The organism is Xanthomonas vasicola pv. musacearum NCPPB 4379 (genome assembly GCF_000277895.2).
Taxonomy (GTDB): Bacteria; Pseudomonadota; Gammaproteobacteria; order Xanthomonadales; family Xanthomonadaceae; genus Xanthomonas; species Xanthomonas vasicola.
In genome coordinates this window covers 163,052-180,726 of sequence record NZ_CP034655.1, presented here as the reverse complement: position 1 = coordinate 180,726, position 17,675 = coordinate 163,052, and the positions used below count along the sequence as shown (strand labels likewise).

13 protein-coding genes and 1 pseudogene are annotated in these 17,675 nt (G+C 64.5%); 2 read left to right on the top strand and 12 right to left on the bottom strand.

Going from position 1 to position 17,675, the window contains the following annotated elements:
• Positions 1-16 precede the first annotated feature (16 nt).
• The 9 genes from KWO_RS00750 to KWO_RS00700 form a co-directional block, all read right to left on the bottom strand.
• Positions 17-1,006: a YheT family hydrolase gene (locus KWO_RS00750; protein ID WP_010379826.1), complete on the bottom strand. Its 990-nt coding sequence runs from the start codon at positions 1,004-1,006 to the stop codon at positions 17-19.
• 59 nt (positions 1,007-1,065) lie between these two features.
• On the bottom strand, positions 1,066-1,965 hold the full coding sequence (locus KWO_RS00745; RefSeq protein ID WP_010370672.1) for a lysophospholipid acyltransferase family protein: 900 nt from the start codon (positions 1,963-1,965) through the stop codon (positions 1,066-1,068).
• A 21-nt stretch (positions 1,966-1,986) separates the two neighbouring features.
• Positions 1,987-2,415 carry a hotdog fold thioesterase gene (locus tag KWO_RS00740; RefSeq protein WP_010379824.1) on the bottom strand — a complete coding sequence of 143 codons (429 nt, stop codon included), beginning with the start codon at positions 2,413-2,415 and terminating at the stop codon, positions 1,987-1,989.
• A 326-nt stretch (positions 2,416-2,741) separates the two neighbouring features.
• Positions 2,742-4,763 (bottom strand): phospholipase D family protein, encoded by a 2,022-nt coding sequence (locus KWO_RS00730; protein WP_010379823.1) that lies wholly within the window; start codon positions 4,761-4,763, stop codon positions 2,742-2,744.
• Positions 4,760-5,332 (bottom strand): YceI family protein, encoded by a 573-nt coding sequence (locus KWO_RS00725; protein ID WP_008571534.1) that lies wholly within the window; start codon positions 5,330-5,332, stop codon positions 4,760-4,762. Before KWO_RS00725 ends, KWO_RS00730 begins: the two co-directional genes overlap by 4 nt.
• Positions 5,333-5,335: 3 nt before the next feature.
• Positions 5,336-5,812: a SixA phosphatase family protein gene (locus KWO_RS00720; RefSeq protein ID WP_003488452.1), complete on the bottom strand. Its 477-nt coding sequence runs from the start codon at positions 5,810-5,812 to the stop codon at positions 5,336-5,338.
• Between the two features lie 15 nt (positions 5,813-5,827).
• Complete coding sequence (locus KWO_RS00715; RefSeq protein WP_010379822.1) at positions 5,828-6,460, bottom strand: ParA family protein; 633 nt, start codon at positions 6,458-6,460, stop codon at positions 5,828-5,830.
• A gap of 368 nt (positions 6,461-6,828) precedes the next feature.
• Positions 6,829-7,746 carry an AEC family transporter gene (locus KWO_RS00710; RefSeq protein ID WP_010370693.1) on the bottom strand — a complete coding sequence of 306 codons (918 nt, stop codon included), beginning with the start codon at positions 7,744-7,746 and terminating at the stop codon, positions 6,829-6,831.
• An 886-nt stretch (positions 7,747-8,632) separates the two neighbouring features.
• A complete protein-coding gene (locus tag KWO_RS00700; RefSeq protein ID WP_017113212.1) occupies positions 8,633-9,268 on the bottom strand; it encodes a tetratricopeptide repeat protein in 636 nt (211 codons plus the stop codon).
• A gap of 194 nt (positions 9,269-9,462) precedes the next feature.
• On the opposite strand from KWO_RS00700, the gene KWO_RS00695 reads away from it, so the two are divergent.
• Positions 9,463-13,170: an indolepyruvate ferredoxin oxidoreductase family protein gene (locus tag KWO_RS00695; protein WP_017113213.1), complete on the top strand. Its 3,708-nt coding sequence runs from the start codon at positions 9,463-9,465 to the stop codon at positions 13,168-13,170.
• Positions 13,171-13,808: 638 nt separating this feature from the next.
• Here KWO_RS00695 and KWO_RS00685 read toward each other — a convergent pair.
• The 3 genes and pseudogenes from KWO_RS00685 to egtB all read right to left on the bottom strand — a co-directional run bounded on the left by KWO_RS00685 (position 13,809) and on the right by egtB (position 16,365).
• A pseudogene (locus tag KWO_RS00685) lies at positions 13,809-14,077 on the bottom strand (DUF3253 domain-containing protein).
• Between the two features lie 15 nt (positions 14,078-14,092).
• Positions 14,093-15,079: an L-histidine N(alpha)-methyltransferase gene (gene egtD, locus KWO_RS00680; protein WP_017113214.1), complete on the bottom strand. Its 987-nt coding sequence runs from the start codon at positions 15,077-15,079 to the stop codon at positions 14,093-14,095.
• Positions 15,076-16,365 (bottom strand): ergothioneine biosynthesis protein EgtB, encoded by a 1,290-nt coding sequence (egtB, locus tag KWO_RS00675; RefSeq protein ID WP_017113554.1) that lies wholly within the window; start codon positions 16,363-16,365, stop codon positions 15,076-15,078. Before egtB ends, egtD begins: the two co-directional genes overlap by 4 nt.
• Positions 16,366-16,430: 65 nt before the next feature.
• Between egtB and KWO_RS00670 the strand changes: the two genes are divergently transcribed.
• Positions 16,431-17,612, top strand: coding sequence for an aminotransferase class V-fold PLP-dependent enzyme (locus KWO_RS00670; protein ID WP_010379815.1), 1,182 nt, complete (start codon positions 16,431-16,433; stop codon positions 17,610-17,612).
• Positions 17,613-17,675: the final 63 nt, after the last annotated feature.

Here is a 17,675-nt window from a genome sequence, read left to right as displayed (position 1 = left end):
GGATGTCGTCCCAGCATCATTCGCGAGCTGACGTCAGCCGCTCGGCCACCCAACGTTCGGCAAAGCCATCGCCGCGGGCGTTTTCCAGAAAGCCGCAGTGGCCACCCCAGCGCGCGATTTCCAGCTGCGCATGCGCCGGCAACTGCCAGGCGGCAAAATCCTCGAACGGAATCACCGGGTCGTCTTCGGCCATCAGGATGTCGACCGGCACCTGCAGGTTGGCCAGGCGTTCGCCGGCAATCGAATAGCTGTCGAAATACGCTTCCAGCGAGCCGTGCCCGGTGTGTTTGACCGCCAGCCAGGCCATCAGCCCGCGGATGTCCAGCGCCAGGGTGGCGTCGTCGTAACCGTGCTGGTCGGGGAACAACGCGCGCTTGCGCAGCAGCGATTCGCGCCATTTACGACGGAAATACCAGTCGTAGAACTGCGGGCCTTTTTCCAATTGCGTCATGGCGGCGGCCGGGTCCAGCAACGGGCACACCGCCGCCACGCGTGCCAGCGGCAGGCCGGCGGCGGGCGCACGTAATGCCAGCCGCAGCGCGAAATTGCCGCCCAGCGAATACCCTGCAGCCAGCAACTGCGGCGCGGGAAAGCGCCGCCACAAATCGCCTGCGGCATTGACCACTTCTTCGATGCGATCGGAGTGGAACAGATCCACATTGAGATGGTGGGTGCCGCCGTGGTCGCGGAAGTTCAGCCGGAACACTTGGTAGCCCAGGCCAAGCAGGCGCGCGGCGGTCAGGCGCATGTAATTGGAATCGGCACTGCCCTCCCAGCCGTGCAGCAACAGCACGGTGCCGCGCAGCGGCGCATCGCCGGGCGGGATGCTCATCCAGCCCTGCAGGCGCACACCATCGCCGCCATCGAGAATGTGTTCGCTGGTGACCGCGCCGCTGGCGGCGAGCAACTGGCGGCTACGGATGCGCCGCAAGGCGCTGCCGCCAAGCACCGATTGCACATGCGGATTGCGCAGCCAGCGCGGCGGCAGATAATCGGAGGCGTTCATGCGCGCATCGCACCGGTGTCGCGGCTGACCGCAGGGAAGAGGTGCGTGCGCATCGTTGGCTAGGACTCCATCGCCGCGATGATGCGTTGGCGCGAGATGTCGGCCAGTCGGCGACGGCCTTCGATATCCAGCGCGCGAATCGGCTCAAGAAAGTGCACTTCGGCCAGCCGCGACGGCTCGCCCAGCAGACGCACGATATTGGCGAAGAAACTCTCGCGCTCACCGAACGCGACCACCGCCTGCGCACTGCCGCGCACGCCGTAACGCAGCGCCACCGGCTGTACCGGCACACCGGCTTCTACCGCCGCTTGGAAGATGCGCGCATGGAACAGGCCAACCTCGGTGCCGCTGCGGGTGCGCCCTTCCGGGAACACACCGACCGGCTTGCCGCTTTGCAGACGCAGCAGCATTTCCTGCAGCACTCCGCCCATGGATTCGGTATTGCCGCGCTGATGGAAGATGGTCTGGCCCTTGGTCGCCAGCCAGCCCACCAGCGGCCAGCCGGCGATTTCGCGCTTGGCCACAAATCCCATCACGCGTTGGCTGTGCAGCATGGAGATGTCCACCCAGCTGACGTGGTTGGCCACGAAAAGGGTCGCGCCCGGCAACGGCGTACCGAAGTGGCGCAGCCGGAAGCCAAACACGCGCATCAGGTTGCCCTGCCACCAGCGGATCATCAGCTCGTCGAGGGTGTCGTCGTGCCCGACGCGAATCCGTGCCAGCGGCGGCGCCATCACGCACAGCACAGTGACCGGCAGGCACAGACACACATGCAGCAACAGCAACGGCACCCGATACAGGTAACGAAGCAAACGCAACGCGCCGCCAGCATCGCGCGTGGCGTACAGGGATGACTCGCTCATTCGACGAACGGAACCGGTAACGGGGGAAGGAAGCGCAAGCATTGTGACAGCAGCGTGGCTGCCGCGCAGTGCCGGCAGCGGGCGACGCTGTTCCATGCATGCCACCGCCGGGCGAGCTCAGCCATTGCCGCGCGCAACCACCGCCAGGGTCAACCGCGACACACAGACGCGTTTGCCGGCCGGGTTTTCGATGGTGATGTCCCAAACATGCGTCCTGCGCCCCACGTGCACCGCGCGCGCGGTGCCGGTCACCAGCCCCTGGGTGGCGGCGCGCAGGTGATTGGCATTGATCTCCAGCCCCACGCAGATCTGGGTCGACATATCCACGCACAGGTTGCCGGCGCTGCTGCCCAGCGTTTCGGCCAGCACCACCGAGGCGCCACCGTGCAACAGGCCATAGGGCTGCCTGGTGCGCGTATCCACCGGCATGGTGGCGCGCAGCCAATCGTCACCGGCTTCAGTAAACTCGATGCCGAGATGTGCGATCAAGGTGTCACGGCTGGCGGCGTTGAGGGCAACTAGATCGACGGGTTCGCGGAAGGTCATGGGCTGGGAATCGGGAATCGGGAATCGGGAATCGGGAATCGGGAATCGGGAATCGGGAATCGGGAATCGGGAATCGGGAATCGGGAATCGCAAGAGCATCCAGGTGTCTGGCGTGCGATGCAACGTTGCAATGCGGCTGGATGCCAACAGCCAGCAGCGATGATGCGATGCGTTGAACAAATCCGTCTGCGACGGGTGCAACTTCTCAGCGCTGCTCTTATTACGTACCGACTCTTAGCAACCTGCGCACATCTACGAGGATCTACCGGCAATAGAGCGCAACATCTTGCATCAAACTGTCTTCACCAGTGCAACGCATCAGCCGATCAAAGAATCGGCACCAGTCCGGCGCCGAAGGCGGTGAGCATGCGAACCAGCAGCCATTTCGGGCCGACATTGACCTCCGGGAAGTCGCCCACCGCTACATAGCACTTGCGGAACTGCGGGTCCTGGCGCTTGAGCGGGAACGGGCAATCCGGGCCGGGCTGGAACTGGTAATTGGTAGCGTAGCGCCACGGCCAGAAGTCCAGCACCGGCAAGGCTTCGGAGACCTTTCCCACGCTGTAGTTCAACCCGCTCAGCACCGGCGGTTTTTCGCGCGGGGCCACCGTCCAGGCATTTTCCGGAGACATATCGCGTTCGATGCTGGCGGCCAGCGCCTGCGCAAAGCGCGGGTCGTCGATCACCACGGCCGCTTCGGTGTTGTAGTTCTCGCTGCGCGGGTCGAAGTTGTGCGTGCCGATCACGCCGATCCGGCGATCCACCACCAGCGACTTGGCATGCAAGCCCATGCGCGCACCGGCGCGGGTCACCGGCAGCGGCTTGTTGACTGCGCGCGTGCCCAGGAACGAGGGCCGCGTTTCGGTACGCAGCACGCGCCGATCGACCTCGCTGCCGCCCGGTGTACGACCACTGCCACTGCTGCCGCGTAACACGCTGCCAGCACTTGCGCTTGTGTTCCCATCTGCACCGCTGCTGCCGCGCATCGCATTGCCCGCTGCGCTGCCGCCGATCAGGCGATTGTTGCGGCTGTCTTGATTGATTTCGGAAGCAGGGTTGAGCGGATCCGGCACCAGATTAGCGTAATCCACCGGCGCATCCAGCGGGAATGGCTTGAACTCGTACACATTGAAGCCCAGCTCGCGCATGTTGCGGCGTTTGAACTTGTAAGACAGCGCATACACGATGGGATTGTCGGTGGCCGCCAGGCTATTGGTCGACACCACGATGCGCGGCGGCTGCGGGTGTTTGCGCAACGTGCGGAAGATCGCCTGCGCCTGGTCGGACAACACCAAGTACGGCGTCTGCAGCAGCACTTCCTGCTGCGCGCCGGCAATCAGGCCATCCAGTTCCGGCGCTGTGGAAACCGCCTTGGCCGCATGTTCCTTGCGGTGTTTTTGTGGCAGATCGGCCACATACAGCACGTGCTGCACCGGTATGGCCGGGGTCACGAAAGCCTCGCGTACGAATTGCGCATCGCGCGCTTCGTGATCCACCCGCGCCACCCGGTCGGGCCGGCGGAACTCGGCCGGCGGCATCGTCGGCACGCCCTGCTCCAGCAGCAGGCGCCCGACATCGTTCAGACGCTCGGCCGGGACGCTGCGCCGGGCGCGCCAGAACGCATCGAAATTGGCGGCCATGGCGCGCACTTCCGGCCCGGCCAGAATCACGTCGCGGTCGCGGAAGTTGTACTCGCTGTCCCAGTCGTAATAGTCGTCCTGGTAATTGCGCCCGCCAACCACGCCGAGCACGTCGTCCACCACCAGCAGCTTGTTGTGCATGCGCTGGTTGAAGCGGCGGAAGCAGCACAGCACGCTGCCGGCATAGTCGAAGTAGTTGAGTTTGACCTTGCCGAAGGTGGGGTTGTAGATGCGCAGCTGCAGGTTTTCGTGACTGCTGGCCAGCGCACCGAGAATCTGCAGATCGGTGATCGCCGACAGCTGATCGATCAGGATGCGCACCTTGACGCCGCGTTGTGCGGCATCCATCAGCGCGTCCATGATCATGCGCGCACTGTCGTCCTTGTCGAAGATGTAGGTCTGCAGGTCAACGCTGCGGGTGGCGCTGCGGATCAGGTTGAGCCGGGCCACCAGCGATTCTTCGCCGTGGTCGACGATGGTGGCGTAATGCCGCGGCGCCGCTGGTGTGGAGGCAGTGATCGCCTCGCCGCCCAGCGCGCGCAGCGGCGACGGCTGCGCGCAGCGATTGGCCTGGGTGCAATCCACCACGGTGCTGCGTGCCGCAGCGGCGACGCCGGCGGCACGGTTGCGTTCGGTTTGCGACAGGCTGGCGCATCCGGTGCCGAGCAACAACGTTGCCAGCACGCACACCCTCAACAGGTACTTCACGGGCGCCGCGCCTCCTGCAGGCGCCCACGCAGAATGAACGTCACCCTGTCGCCCAGGGCCATCTGCCACGCATTCATTCCGTAACGTCCACGCAGGACCGTTCCTCGACTGATCACGTCGCAATCATAGCCCGGCCGCGTGCATTCGGCCGGCACCACATGCAGCGTTTCCAGATGGGTGATTCCGCGGATGGTCAGGTTGCCGACGATGTCGCCACCCTGCTTCACCACTTCGTCGACATACGGCAGCGACTCGAATTCGACGACCGGGTACTGCGCAACGTCGAAAAAATCTTCCCCGCGCATCCAGCTGGTGTAGCGGTCCTTGCCGGGGATCTCCACCTGAGTGGCGTCCAGCCGGAAGCGCACCTGCTGACGCCCGTCGGCCAAGGTCACCACGTCACCGCGAAAACGCGGGAAAAACCCCTCGATCTTCATTCCGAAGCGCGTCTTGATCTCGAACCCGAAGCGCGATTGGGCCGGGTCGATGGACTGCACCTTCTGCTGCGCCATGCAGGGGAACACGACCCAGAGCGCGAGCCAGGCGTACCAGCGCAGCGACGATGACACGGATCAAGGCCACCAGAAGGCGGTCAGGCGGGCGATGCCCGGCTCGATGGTGGCGTCCAGCGGCAAGGCCAGCAACGCGATCGAGGCGGTGGGCATGCCGCGGTAATCGCCGGTCTGCCCGCTGTGCATCAGCGCCGCCAGCCGTTCCAGGCCAGGGTTGTGGCCGACCAGCAGCAGTCGCTCGGCCTCGCGATGTTCGTCCACCAGGCTGGCCAGGGTGCCGGGTGTGGCCTCATAGATGCGTTCGTCCAGCCGTTGTTCGATATAGCCGGTGAGCTCGAGCACCGCTTCCAGGGTTTCTCGGGCGCGCCGGGCCGGCGAGCACAGCACCCGGTCGGGCACCAGCCGCTGCTCGCGCAGCCAACGCCCGGCCGCTTCAGCCTCAGCGATGCCGTGCGGCGACAGCGGGCGATCAAAATCGGCCTGGCCGGTATCGGCCGGTTCGGCGTGGGCGTGTCGCAACAAGATCAATTCGCGCATAGGAACTTTCCGGTTCTAGGACTTCTTGAGCCACTTGAACAGCGGCTCCCAGTCCTGTTGATGGTCGCGCACCTGCGCCGAGCGGTAATCGAACAAGCTGCGTCCCAGCCCGGCCATCACTACATAGGCCTGGGTGTCGCGCAGTTGGGTCACCAGCGGGTACGGCCAGTTGCCGATCATGTCGGCGGCCTGTTGCGAGGTTTGGGTCCAGGGGCGGGCGCGATTGAGCACCAGGCCCACCGGCAGCTTGCGCTGGTGCACACGCGGCACCTTGGCCAGCGTGTTGAGAAAGCCGACCACCGCTTCGATATCCAGCGCCGAGGACAACACCGGCACCACGATGGCATCGACATGGTCGAGGAATCCGCCCAGATCGTCGGCCATCGCTCCGGCCGGCGCATCGATGATGAGGGTATCGGTGCCGTCCGGCACGGCTGCCTGCCAGCTGCGGCGCTTGGTGGCGTCAATCGGCAGTACCGCACTCTCCAGGCTGGCGCGGCGCTGTGCCCAGCGGGTGGACGAGCCTTGCGGATCGGCATCTGCCAGCACGGTGCGCTGGCCTTGCAACGCCGCATGCGCGGCCAGATTGGTGGCGATCGTGGTCTTGCCGACGCCGCCTTTGGAGGCGGCCACCAGAACTGTCTTCATGCACGCCTCGCTTCCGGGAGCAAGCCGGCAGCGTACACCGCGGCAAGGTGAGGAAGTAGTCGAAACCTGTTAAACGCGTTGATGTTGTATAGGCAAAGACAGCGCCGACCTCCAGCAGATGGCCGCAAACGCCTTGTGCCGCACGTGCGCAAGGCAATGGCTACACACCTCTCACCCAGCGCAAGATCATCTACACGTGTTGCCCAAATGCAGGGGTGCATTGCATGGGCGATGGCGTCGTCGCAATGCAGCATGGCAGTGGTATCGGGCCTCGCCCTTTACCCAAGTTACCCAAGGGACGGGCGCAAGCGCATGCGGGCAGCACTGCTGCTGTCCTGCTGCCTCTAACGGATATCAGTGCCGCAGCCTTACGCCACCAACCACGCCAGCAGCCAGGCCCACGCCGGCAGCGTCAGCAACGACAACAGAATGCTGTAGCCAACCATCGCTGCAGCCAGACGTGGCGCCAGCCGGTGCGAAATGGCCAGCGCGGCGGCGGTGATCATGGTGGGCATCGCCGATTCGAGCACAGTGGTCTGCAGCATCTGCCCGTGCAGGCCGAGCGCCCAGGACAGCGGCAAGGCCAGGACCGGCATCAGCAACAGCTTGAACACCAGGCCCACGGCCAGCGGCTTGAGTTCGTCCGCAGGCAGGCGCAGCTGCAGCGAAAAACCCACCGACAGCATCACCAGCGGCAACATCGCATCGGAAAGGTTCTTGAGGCCGGAGCCAATCCAGTTCGGCGGTTGCTCGGGCATCAGCGTCAAGGCGAACAGCAGCGCCCACAAGGGCGGGAACTGCAGCACCCGCATCAGGATCAGCCGCGCGGTTGGCGGGGTATCGCCGCTGTAGCGGGCCAGCACGTACAGCCCGAACGTGGACAGCAGCACGAAGGTGCCGAACTGGTCGTAGACCACTGCATACGGCAACGCGTGATCGCCGAGCAGCGCGCGCACCATCGGAAAACCGATAAAGCTGGAGTTGGTGAACACCACGCACATCAGCAGCGCGGCGTATTCGGCGCGGCCGACGCGCAGCAGGCGGCTGCAGCCCCACAGCAACGGCACGATGATGGCGGTGAGCAACCACGGCGTGGCAATCACCCCGCCCAGCGAGGCGTCCAGATGCAGGCGCGGGACATAGGTCAGCACCGACGCCGGCAGGCAGATGTACAGCACGATGCGGTTGAGCACATCGGCGCTGTTGTCCGGCAATACCCGCAGGCGGGCGAACAACAGACCCAGCCCCAACATGGCCAGAATCAAGGCAAATGCATCTACCGCCATGCGTGATCGTGTCCGTTGGAAAGCGATGCACAGGATCGCATAGCGTGCGTGGCGCGCATCGTTGAATCTGTTGGCTTGGCTGATGCGAGGCGCACGCCACCCAAGCTCCGGTCACCGTGAAGCTCCAACGGCATTGTTTGGCTATGCGGAAGCCAGCATATCGAAGGGGCGATGCCCTTATCGCTCCAGCCAGTTAGTTGGACAAGCGCATCCTTGCAACGTGTCTGGCGATGCTCAGCGGACAAGGCCCTGCAGCAGACCCACAGCGTCGAGTGCGCGGTGGCCTCACGCTCGCGGGACGCGCCTTGAACCCGTCCATGGGGGACCGATGGCGGCATCCATGCCGCAAGCGGCGAGGACACCGCACTAGACAGTTGGTCGGTGGATTTATAGAAGCTGCTCATGGTGCGGAGGCAGTGCGGCTTCGCGCTTGGGCGCTGCAAGCTGGCCGCGCTTGTTTACATAACTAGCAAGCGCCACCTGTCGCCCGCACTCACACACCGACCATCTCAATTGGTCCTTGCCCGCTCACCGTCGCGGGACCCTTGGCGGCATGGATGCAGCCACGGAGCTTACAGGGACGTACTTGCAGCGTGCCCTGCGATGGTAGGCGGCAAGGGCCCTGCAGAAAGCTGCAGACCAATGCGCTGCATCTCACGCATCGACCTCACAATGTCAGGAAGCCAAAGTTCTCAGCCGTGATTGCGCGATCAGGCGCAGACCTGATCAGCCTTTCACTGAGCTAGCGGATCGATGTTACCAGCCTTCGCTGCAGGTAAGCGGCAGGCAACGCACCAGATCGATAGCGAGCCATCAGGTACACGGCAACCCGTCGATCCGGTGCACAACCCGCGCTGCAGGAGATCCCCGCAGCGCGGCACGGCGGTTACGGAAACGCGGGCGGCTTGGCCTGCCAGGCGGCAAAGACCTCGGCCAGGGTGGCGCGCTCTGCTTCGCGCCATTCCGGCAACAGTGTTGCGTAGTTGGCGGTGCTGCTCCAAAGGTCGGGCCAGGTGCGCACGGCTGCCGCATACCACTCGACCGCCTCCTGCTTGCGCCCTGTGCGCCAGAGCGCGAGTGCAGCCGTCGTCGGCAACCAGGCCGCCGTCGCCGGACGGCCGTTGGCCAGGTTGGCCCATTGCTGCAGCGCCTTGTCAGGCTGGTCGGCACGCAGCAGATCCCATCCGTAGTTCCAGGTAATGGCCCGGTACTGCTGGCTGCCGTTGGAGACCAGCGCCAGCGCGCCTTGGTAGAGCTCATCACCTAACTGCGTGCGCCCGCCGGCGTAGGCCAGCGACGCCAGCTGCGCGCGCGGATCGGCCGCACGGGCATCACGCTGCACCATCGCCGCAAGCCGATCGACGACTGCATCGCCCTGGCCTTGTACGGCGACCACGGCCTTGGTTGTGCTGCGGTCTTCGTCGAAATAGAACTCTTTGGGCTTGGGCAGGCTCTGCGCCTGCGCCAACGACCACACCCCTCCGAGCAGGGCCAGAGCGGCCCACGCGTATTTCCTTTTCACTGTATTTTCCCCTGACAGCAAACGACTCCTTCCCGTCCCCATCCTACCTGCAGCGCGTCGGCTGCGCATCCGCACGGGGACGGGTGCGTGAAAGCTGACTGTTACACTTTGCGCCGCCGTTTTGGAATCCGTCGGGTGCGTCAGATAGTTTCAGATGACACGCACCGGGGCCCAGCCACCTTTCCGGGCACGCCATGACCAGTACCGCTGCGCTTTCTTCTCCCGACTCTGCCAACACGCCGAAGCTCGGCCAGGTGGATACGGATTACACGCTGGACCACAAGTACACGCGCACCGATGGGCGCATCTACCTGTCTGGTGTGCAGGCGCTGGTGCGGCTGCCGCTGCTGCAGCGGCTGCGCGATGACGCCGCCGGGCTGCAAACCGCCGGCTTCATCAGTGGCTATCGTGGCAGCCCGCTCGGCGGGCTGGACCTGGAACTGTGGCGTGCGCGCAAACACCTCGACGCGGCCAAGGTCACGTTCACTCCCGGCCTCAACGAGGACCTGGCCGCCACCATGGTGTGGGGCACCCAGCAGACAAACCTGTTCCCCGGCGCGAAAGTGCAGGGCGTGTACGGCATGTGGTACGGCAAAGGCCCGGGCGTGGACCGCAGCGGCGACGTGTTCAAGCACGGCAATGCCGCCGGCACTTCTCCCTTCGGCGGCGTGCTGGCGCTGGCCGCTGACGACCATGCCTGCCGCAGCTCGACCCTGCCGCATGGGTCGGAAGAGGAATTCGTCAGCGCGATGATGCCCATCCTCAACCCCGCCGGGGTGCAGGACATCCTGGACATGGGCCTGCTGGGCTGGGCGATGAGCCGCTACACCGGGCGCTGGATCGGCTTCAAGACGATTGCCGAAACGGTGGAATCGTCCGCGTCGGTGGACATCAATCCGTTCGCACGCACGATCGTGCTGCCAGAGGATTTCGCACTGCCGCCGGGCGGTTTGAGCATCCGTTGGCCAGACCCGCCGGTAGATCAGGAGATGCGCCTGCACCGGTATGCGATTGCCGCAGCGCAAGCCTTCGCACGAGCAAACCACATCGACAAGGTGGTGCTGGATTCGCCGCACGCACGCTTGGGCATCGTGACCACCGGCAAGAGCTATCTGGACGTGCTGCAGGCGCTGGAATACCTGGGCCTGGACGCGCAGGCTTGCGCGCAGATCGGCATCCGCGTGTACAAGGTCGGCATGAGCTGGCCGCTGGAGCCGGTGGGCATCAGCGCATTTGCGCAGGGTCTGGAAGACATTGTGGTGGTGGAAGAGAAAAAGGCTTTCATCGAGCGCCAGATGAAGGAGCTGTTCTACAACTGGCCGGTCAGTGCCGGCGCGCGGCCGAGCATTGTCGGCAAGTACGATGAGCAGGGCGCGTGGATCTTGCCCTCCACCGGCGAGCTGACGCCGGCAACCATTGCGGGGGTGATCGCCAGGCGCATCCAGCCCCTGCTGCAATCGAGCACGATCAATACCGATTCGATCGAACAGCGTCTGCGCTGGATGGATGCCAAGGAAACGGAAATGGCCTTGCCGCGCGCGCAATTCCCGCGCGTGCCGCATTACTGCTCGGGCTGTCCGCACAACACCTCCACCGCAGTGCCGGAAGGCTCGCGCGCGCTGGGCGGTATCGGTTGCCACTACATGGTGACCTGGATGAATCGCGCCACCGACACCTTCACCCACATGGGCGGCGAAGGCGTGACATGGTCGGGGCAAGCGCCGTTCACCGATACACCGCATGTGTTCCAGAACCTGGGCGATGGCACCTATTTCCACAGTGGCTCGTTGGCGATCCGGCAGTCGGTCGCCACCGGGGTCAACATCACCTACAAGATTCTCTACAACGATGCGGTGGCGATGACCGGCGGCCAGCCGGTGGACGGCACGCTCACCGTGCCGGACATCGCGCATCAACTGCGCGCCGAAGGCATCCACGACATTGCGGTGGTCAGCGACGACATCGGCAAGTGGACGCGGCGACGCGACCTGTTTCCTGCCGAGGTCGCGTTTCACGATCGTGCTGAGCTGGATGCGGTGCAGCAGCATCTGCGCACCGTCAAAGGCGTGTCGATCCTGATCTTCGACCAGACCTGCGCCACCGAAAAACGCCGCCGTCGCAAGCGCGGCAAACTGATCGATCCGCCCAAGCGCGTGATGATCAATTCGCTGGTGTGCGAAGGCTGCGGCGATTGCGGCGAGAAAAGTTTCTGCGTGTCGGTGTTGCCGAAAGAAACCGAATTCGGGCGCAAGCGGCAGATCGATCAATCCAATTGCAACAAGGATTATTCCTGCGTTTCTGGCTTCTGCCCGAGCTTTGTCACTGTGCATGGCGGCGCGCCGCGCAAGGGTAAGCGGCGCGATGCCAGCACGCTGCTGGACACGCTTCCCTCACCGCCCAAGCGCACCTCGCTGGAGCGGCCCTGGAATATCTTGATCACCGGCGTCGGCGGCACCGGCGTGGTGACGATCGGCGCGCTGCTCGGCATGGCCGGGCATCTGGAAGGCAAGGGCGCCACGGTGCTGGACCAGACCGGCCTGGCGCAAAAGGGCGGTGCGGTGACCACGCATATCCGCATCGCACGCCAGCCTGACGACATCCACGCCGTGCGCATCGCTGCCGGCGAAGCCGACCTGGTACTGGGTTGCGACATGGTGGTGGTCAACGATTATTGGGTGCTGTCCAAGGTGCGCGACGGCCGCACCCAGGTGGTGCTCAACACCTACGAAGCCATGCCAGGCAGCTTCACCACGCAACCGGATCTGCAGTTTCCCGCTGCCGAGATCATCGCCGGTGTGCGCACCGCACTCGGTGGCAAGGAGCCGTTGTTGCTGGATGCCACGCAGCTGGCAACTGGGTTGCTGGGCGATGCCATCGCCAGCAATCTGTTCGTGCTCGGCTACGCTTGGCAACACGGGTTGGTGCCGTTGTCGCATGCAGCATTGATGCGTGCAATCGAGCTCAATGGCGCGGCCGTTGCGATGAATCAGCAGGCATTTGCCTGGGGCCGCTTGGCTGCGATCGATCTGCCGGCGGTGCAACGCGCCGCGGGTCTGGCCGGCACCGACGCGCCTGCACACCTGCACGGCGACATACCGCAAGCGCGCGACCCAGGCAGCTGGGAAGAGCACGACCTTAGCGGTCAGGGCGCACCGCGTGCGCTGGCGCAGACCGATGGCAGCACGCTGCATGGCGAAGTCGCTGCACCGGCCGATCCGCTCGACGACGAGCAGCTGGCGCAATCGCTGGACGACGCCATCGCGCGTCGCGTTGGTTTCTTGACCGACTACCAGGATGCCGCCTATGCGCAGCGTTATCGCAGCCTGGTCGAACGCGTGCGCACACACGAGCTGCAGCGCGTGCCTGGCAGCAGCGCACTCACCGAGGCGGTGGCGCGTTACGCCTTCAAACTGATGGCCTACAAGGACGAATACGAAGTGGCGCGGCTCTACACGCGTGGCGACTTCCAGCGCCGGTTGCAGCAGCAGTTTGAAGGCGACTACACGCTGCGCTTCCATCTGGCGCCGCCGTTGCTGGCGAAGAAAGATGTGCACGGCAACGTGATCAAACGCGAATACGGGCCGTGGATGTTCACTGCCTTCAAGCTACTGGCGCGGTTGAAGTTCCTGCGTGGCGGCAAGCTCGACGTATTCGGCTACAGCCAAGAGCGGCGTGGCGAGCGCCAGTTGATTGCCGATTACAGTGCAACGGTCGAGATGCTGCTGGAACGTCTGGATGCCGATACCGTCGGCCTGGCAGCGCAGATTGCCAGCATTCCGGAACATATCCGTGGCTATGGCCACGTCAAACATGCGCATCTGCAGGAAGCCAAGGCGCGCGAAGCCGCGCTGCTGGCGCAGTGGCGCAATCCGAAGGCGTTGCATGTGGTGCAGGCGGCCTGAGGCCGCGCTCGGCGAGCGTTTTAGCGCGGACGGTTGCGACTTTTTCTGAAGAGGAGGTGGCCTTTTCGCCGCTTTGCTGTTTGCTCTATCGGCGCAAGGCGAGCGGCAGGTAAACCGTTGCGTCGTTCGGATGTACTCAATGATTGGAGCAAAGCGTGCTGAATCGAGCGCGCTGCGCCCTCGCCGCTCGCGGGACACGCCGTAAACCCGTCCATGGGGCTCGATGGCCGCATCCATGCCGCCAACGGTCCCGCAAGCGGCAAGGACACCGCACCAGGTTGTTGGTCGGCGGCTCAAAGGAGTAGCTCGCCATACGAGGGCGGCACGACCTCGCGCTCGGGCGCTGCAAGCTGACCGCGTCTATTCCATAGAGCGAACTTCGCTGGTTGCCTGCACTGACACACCGACCACTTTGGCTGGTCCTTGCCCGCTCACCGCCGCGGGCTCTTTGGCGGCATGGATGCCGCCAAGGAGCTTACAAGGACGTACTTGCAGCGTGTCCTGCGATGGTGGGCGGACAAGGGCCCTGCAGCCAAGCTTCAGATCGACCGATCTTCGACCAGCGGGTCGAGATCATCTGCTCTGCAATGGATCAATGCGAAGTCGTCCTATCGGGACCTGAGTGCGCAGGCCGAACCTCAACCGAAACGCGGCCCGCGCATCAGGCGATCGGCCCGCGAACATCAGGCAATTGCACTGTTCTGCCTTGCTGGGTGACACGAATGACACCAGCACATGCGGCCGCTGCGGCCACCGCACGCACTTGCGGCATAAGGTTGCGCCACACGGCAGCGTCATCGCTCAATGCGCGCGCCACTTCGGAGGGGCAGATCGATTGCTCAGGCTGCCGTTGCGCAAGCAAATGCCGGATCAGCGCGGCAATTTGCGCATCATCGGGCGGCTGCACGCCTGCCCCGGGTGATCACAGTGGACGCAGAAGGCGCAGGCCGAACCAATCCTTGGCATCGTTCCAGCCATGCGTGACCTTGAGCCCGGCTGCGGCAGCAAGGTCGGCAAAGCGCGCATCGGTGTATTTGTAGCTGTATTCGACCTGCATCGCTTCGCCTTCGGCAAAGTCAACGTCCTTGTCGCCGACCTGCACGCGCTGGGCACGTTGGCTGATCAGGAAGGTTTCGATGCGGCCGCGCTCACGTGCATACATCGCGTGGTGACGAAAGCCGTCCAGATCGAAATTGCTGCCGATCTCGCGGTTGAGCCGCGCCAGCAGGTTCAGGGTGAACTCGGCGGTGACACCGGCCGCATCGTTGTAGGCGGCTTCGATCAGCCCGGCATCCTTGTCCAGATCGATGCCGATCAGCGCGCTGCCGTCGCTGCCCATGGTCTGGCGCATCGCATCCAGCAATTCGATCGCCGCAGCGTCGGTGAAGTTGCCCAACGTGGAGCCGGGAAAGAACACCACGTGGCGCCGCGCCGGGCGCTGCGCATCGGGCAGACGCAACGGCTTGGTGAAGTCGGTGCACACCGGCAACATCTGGATCTTTGGAAATTGCTGGGTCAGCCGCGCGGTGCTTTCCAGCAGCGCGGTGCGCGAGATTTCCAGCGGCGTGTAGGCCACCACATCGCGCAGGCCCTGCAACAGTAACTCGGTCTTGCGGCCGCTGCCGCTGCCGTATTCGACCACATGCACGCCGGCACCGATCGCCTGCGCGATCGAGGTCATGCTGGCTTCCAGCAAACTCAGCTCGGTGCTAGTGAGGTAATACTCCGGCTGCTGCGTGATGGCTTCGAACAACTGCGAGCCGCGCGCATCGTAAAAATATTTCGACGGCAGCGTCTTAGGCGTTTGCGACAACCCCGCCAATGCATCGGCGGTGATGTCGTCCGGCTGTGGGCGCAGGTCGGTCAGCGCAGCGTGCGCGCGTTGCATGGCATGGGCGGCGGCGTTCAAGGCAGATCCTTGGCAAGGCGCACGCCGGCAAATTGCCAACGTGCATCGGAGGGGAAAAAGTTGCGGTAACTGACACGCAGGTGGCTGGCTGGGCTAGCGCAACTGCCGCCACGCAGCACCCACTGCGCATTCATGAATTTGCCGTTGTATTCGCCCAGCGAACCGGGCCATGGCGTAAAGCCTGGATACGGCAGGTACGCACTGCCGGTCCATTCCCAAACATCGCCGAACAGCTGCTGGATACCGGTGTCGACTGCTTCAGCGCCGCGCGGATGCAATGCATCGCTGTCGACGAAATTGCCCTGCACCGACACGCCTGCAGCGGCCTGTTCCCACTCGGCTTCGGTGGGCAGGCGCGCGCCGGCCCAGCGTGCGAACGCATCGGCTTCGAACAAACTCAAATGGCAGACCGGCGCATGCGGATCGCGCGTGCGCCAACCGTCCAGCGTGAACTCGCGGCCATCGGCATCCCAGTACAAGGGATGTTGCCAACCTTGCGCCTGCACCATCGCCCAGCCATCGCTGAGCCAGGCACCGGCGCTGCGATAACCGCCGGCATCGATGAATTCCTGAAACTCGGCGTTCGTCGCGACGCGGCTTGCCAGCGCATGTGCACCGACCAGCACGCGGTGGCGCGGCGATTCGTTGTCGTAGGCAAAGGTGTCCGATTGCGGCCATGCTGCGGCCCCCATCTCGACAATCTGTTCGTCGCGCGCATGCCAGCGCAGCGTACTTGCCACAGCCGCGGGCGGCGTTGCCGCCTCACGATAGGCCGGCTGCAACGGGTTGCTCCACAACGCATGTTTGATGTCGGTAAGCAGCAACTCCTGATGCTGCTGCTCGTGCTGGATGCCGAGCTGCACGATGGTGCAAGCCTGCGCATCGAGCAGGCCATCGCGCAGGCGCTGCTGCATCTGCGCATCGACCGCAGCGCGGTAATGGCGCACCTGCTGCAACGAGGGGCGCGACAGCACCCCGCGCCGCGCGCGCGCATGCATCGGGCCCACGCTCTGGTAGTAGCTGTTGAACAGGAAATCCCAGGACGGGTCGAACACGCGGTACGCCGGGTCGGCTTGCAATACGAAGCGTTCGAAAAACCAGGTGGTATGCGCCAGATGCCATTTGCTCGGGCTCGCATCGGGCATGCTCTGCACCATCGCGTCTTCGGCGCTCAAGGGTGCGGCGAGACGATCGCTCAGCGCGCGGGTCTGCGCGTAGCGTTCCAGCAGCGTCAACTGCTGTTGCTGGTGGTGGCCCAGCAGAGGGGAGAGTGCAGACATCCCCATATGCTTGGGGAGCGCCCGTGAACGTGCCGTGTCGGCAGCGTGGCAGCCAGCGGTAAGCTGTTGGAATGTCATTGCCTTCTCTGTCCAGCACGCTTCCCACTCCCCTGGATTGGAGCCAGCGCCATCACGCATTTGCGCTGCCTGCCGAGGTCACTTATCTGGATGCAGCATCGCGCGGTCCATTGTTGCGCGCCGTGCAGACGGTGGCGCACCAGGCGGTCGATGCGATGGCCGCGCCGTGGCGGTTGCCATTCGATACATGGTTACAGCAGATCGAGCAATTGCGCGTGCTTGCCGCCGCGCTGTTCGACGGCGATGCCCACGCGGTGGCGATGGTGCCATCCGCTGCGCATGGCTTGGCGACGGCCGCACGCAATCTGCCCGTACAACCCGGCGACGCAGTGCTGGTGCTGGAAGGGCAATTCCCTTCAAATCTGTTGATCTGGCAGCGCCGCTGCGCAGAGGCCGGTGCGCATCTTGTGGCGGTCTCCACGGGCACCGATGGCAGCTTGACCGATGCAGTGCTGCAAACCATTGCCGAGACCCCTGCGCTGCGTATCGCAAGCTTGCCGCATGCGTACTGGCTGGACGGGCGGGCACTGGATCTGGACCGCATCAGCGCCGCCGTGCACGCGCGCGGGGCAGCGCTGGTGCTGGATCTGAGCCAAAGCTTGGGCGTGTTGCCGCCTGATCTACCGCGCTGGCAACCGGATTTCGTGGTCAGCGTCGGGCACAAATGGTTGCTCGGGCCGATGGGGTTGGCGTGGCTCTGGGTGGCACCGCAGTGGCGCACAGACGGGCTGCCGATCGAAGAACACTGGATCGGCCGCGATGCCGGCAGCAGCTGGGAATTTCCGATTGCCACCGCGCCGCTGTATCGCAGCGGTGCACGGCGATTCGATGCCGGCGGAGTCGCCGATCCGCTACGGATCGCGATGGCCACAGTGGCATTGCAGCAGATCAATGCGTGGCAGCCGGTGGGTATCGCGGACACGTTGGGGGCATTGACCACGCACTGGGACGCGGCCTTGCAGGCGCGTGGTCTAGGCAGCTGGTGCACGCCTGGTCATGCACCGCATCTCACTGCGCTGCGGCCACCGGCAGCTGCGTTGGACGCAGTGGCGACCCTATTCGGCACGCTCGGTGTGATCTGCACCCGGCGGCACGGACGCTTGCGGATCGCGCCGCATTTGAGCGTCACCAACGAGGCGTTGTCACGGGTGATTGCAGCGCTTCCGGGTAGGTGAGAGAGGCGCGCTAGGGTTAATAACGCGCATCTGGCGTATGTTGCCCGGCATGCGTAGCAGCGA

Coding starts and splice junctions, on each gene's coding strand:
- KWO_RS00750 (WP_010379826.1), bottom strand. CDS start 1,006: ATGAACGCCTCCGATTATCTGCCGCCGCGCTGGCTGCGCAATCCGCAT.
- KWO_RS00745 (WP_010370672.1), bottom strand. CDS start 1,965: ATGGAACAGCGTCGCCCGCTGCCGGCACTGCGCGGCAGCCACGCTGCT.
- KWO_RS00740 (WP_010379824.1), bottom strand. CDS start 2,415: ATGACCTTCCGCGAACCCGTCGATCTAGTTGCCCTCAACGCCGCCAGC.
- KWO_RS00720 (WP_003488452.1), bottom strand. CDS start 5,812: ATGCGCGAATTGATCTTGTTGCGACACGCCCACGCCGAACCGGCCGAT.
- KWO_RS00715 (WP_010379822.1), bottom strand. CDS start 6,460: ATGAAGACAGTTCTGGTGGCCGCCTCCAAAGGCGGCGTCGGCAAGACC.
- KWO_RS00710 (WP_010370693.1), bottom strand. CDS start 7,746: ATGGCGGTAGATGCATTTGCCTTGATTCTGGCCATGTTGGGGCTGGGT.
- KWO_RS00695 (WP_017113213.1), top strand. CDS start 9,463: ATGACCAGTACCGCTGCGCTTTCTTCTCCCGACTCTGCCAACACGCCG.
- egtB (WP_017113554.1), bottom strand. CDS start 16,365: ATGGGGATGTCTGCACTCTCCCCTCTGCTGGGCCACCACCAGCAACAG.
- KWO_RS00670 (WP_010379815.1), top strand. CDS start 16,431: ATGTCATTGCCTTCTCTGTCCAGCACGCTTCCCACTCCCCTGGATTGG.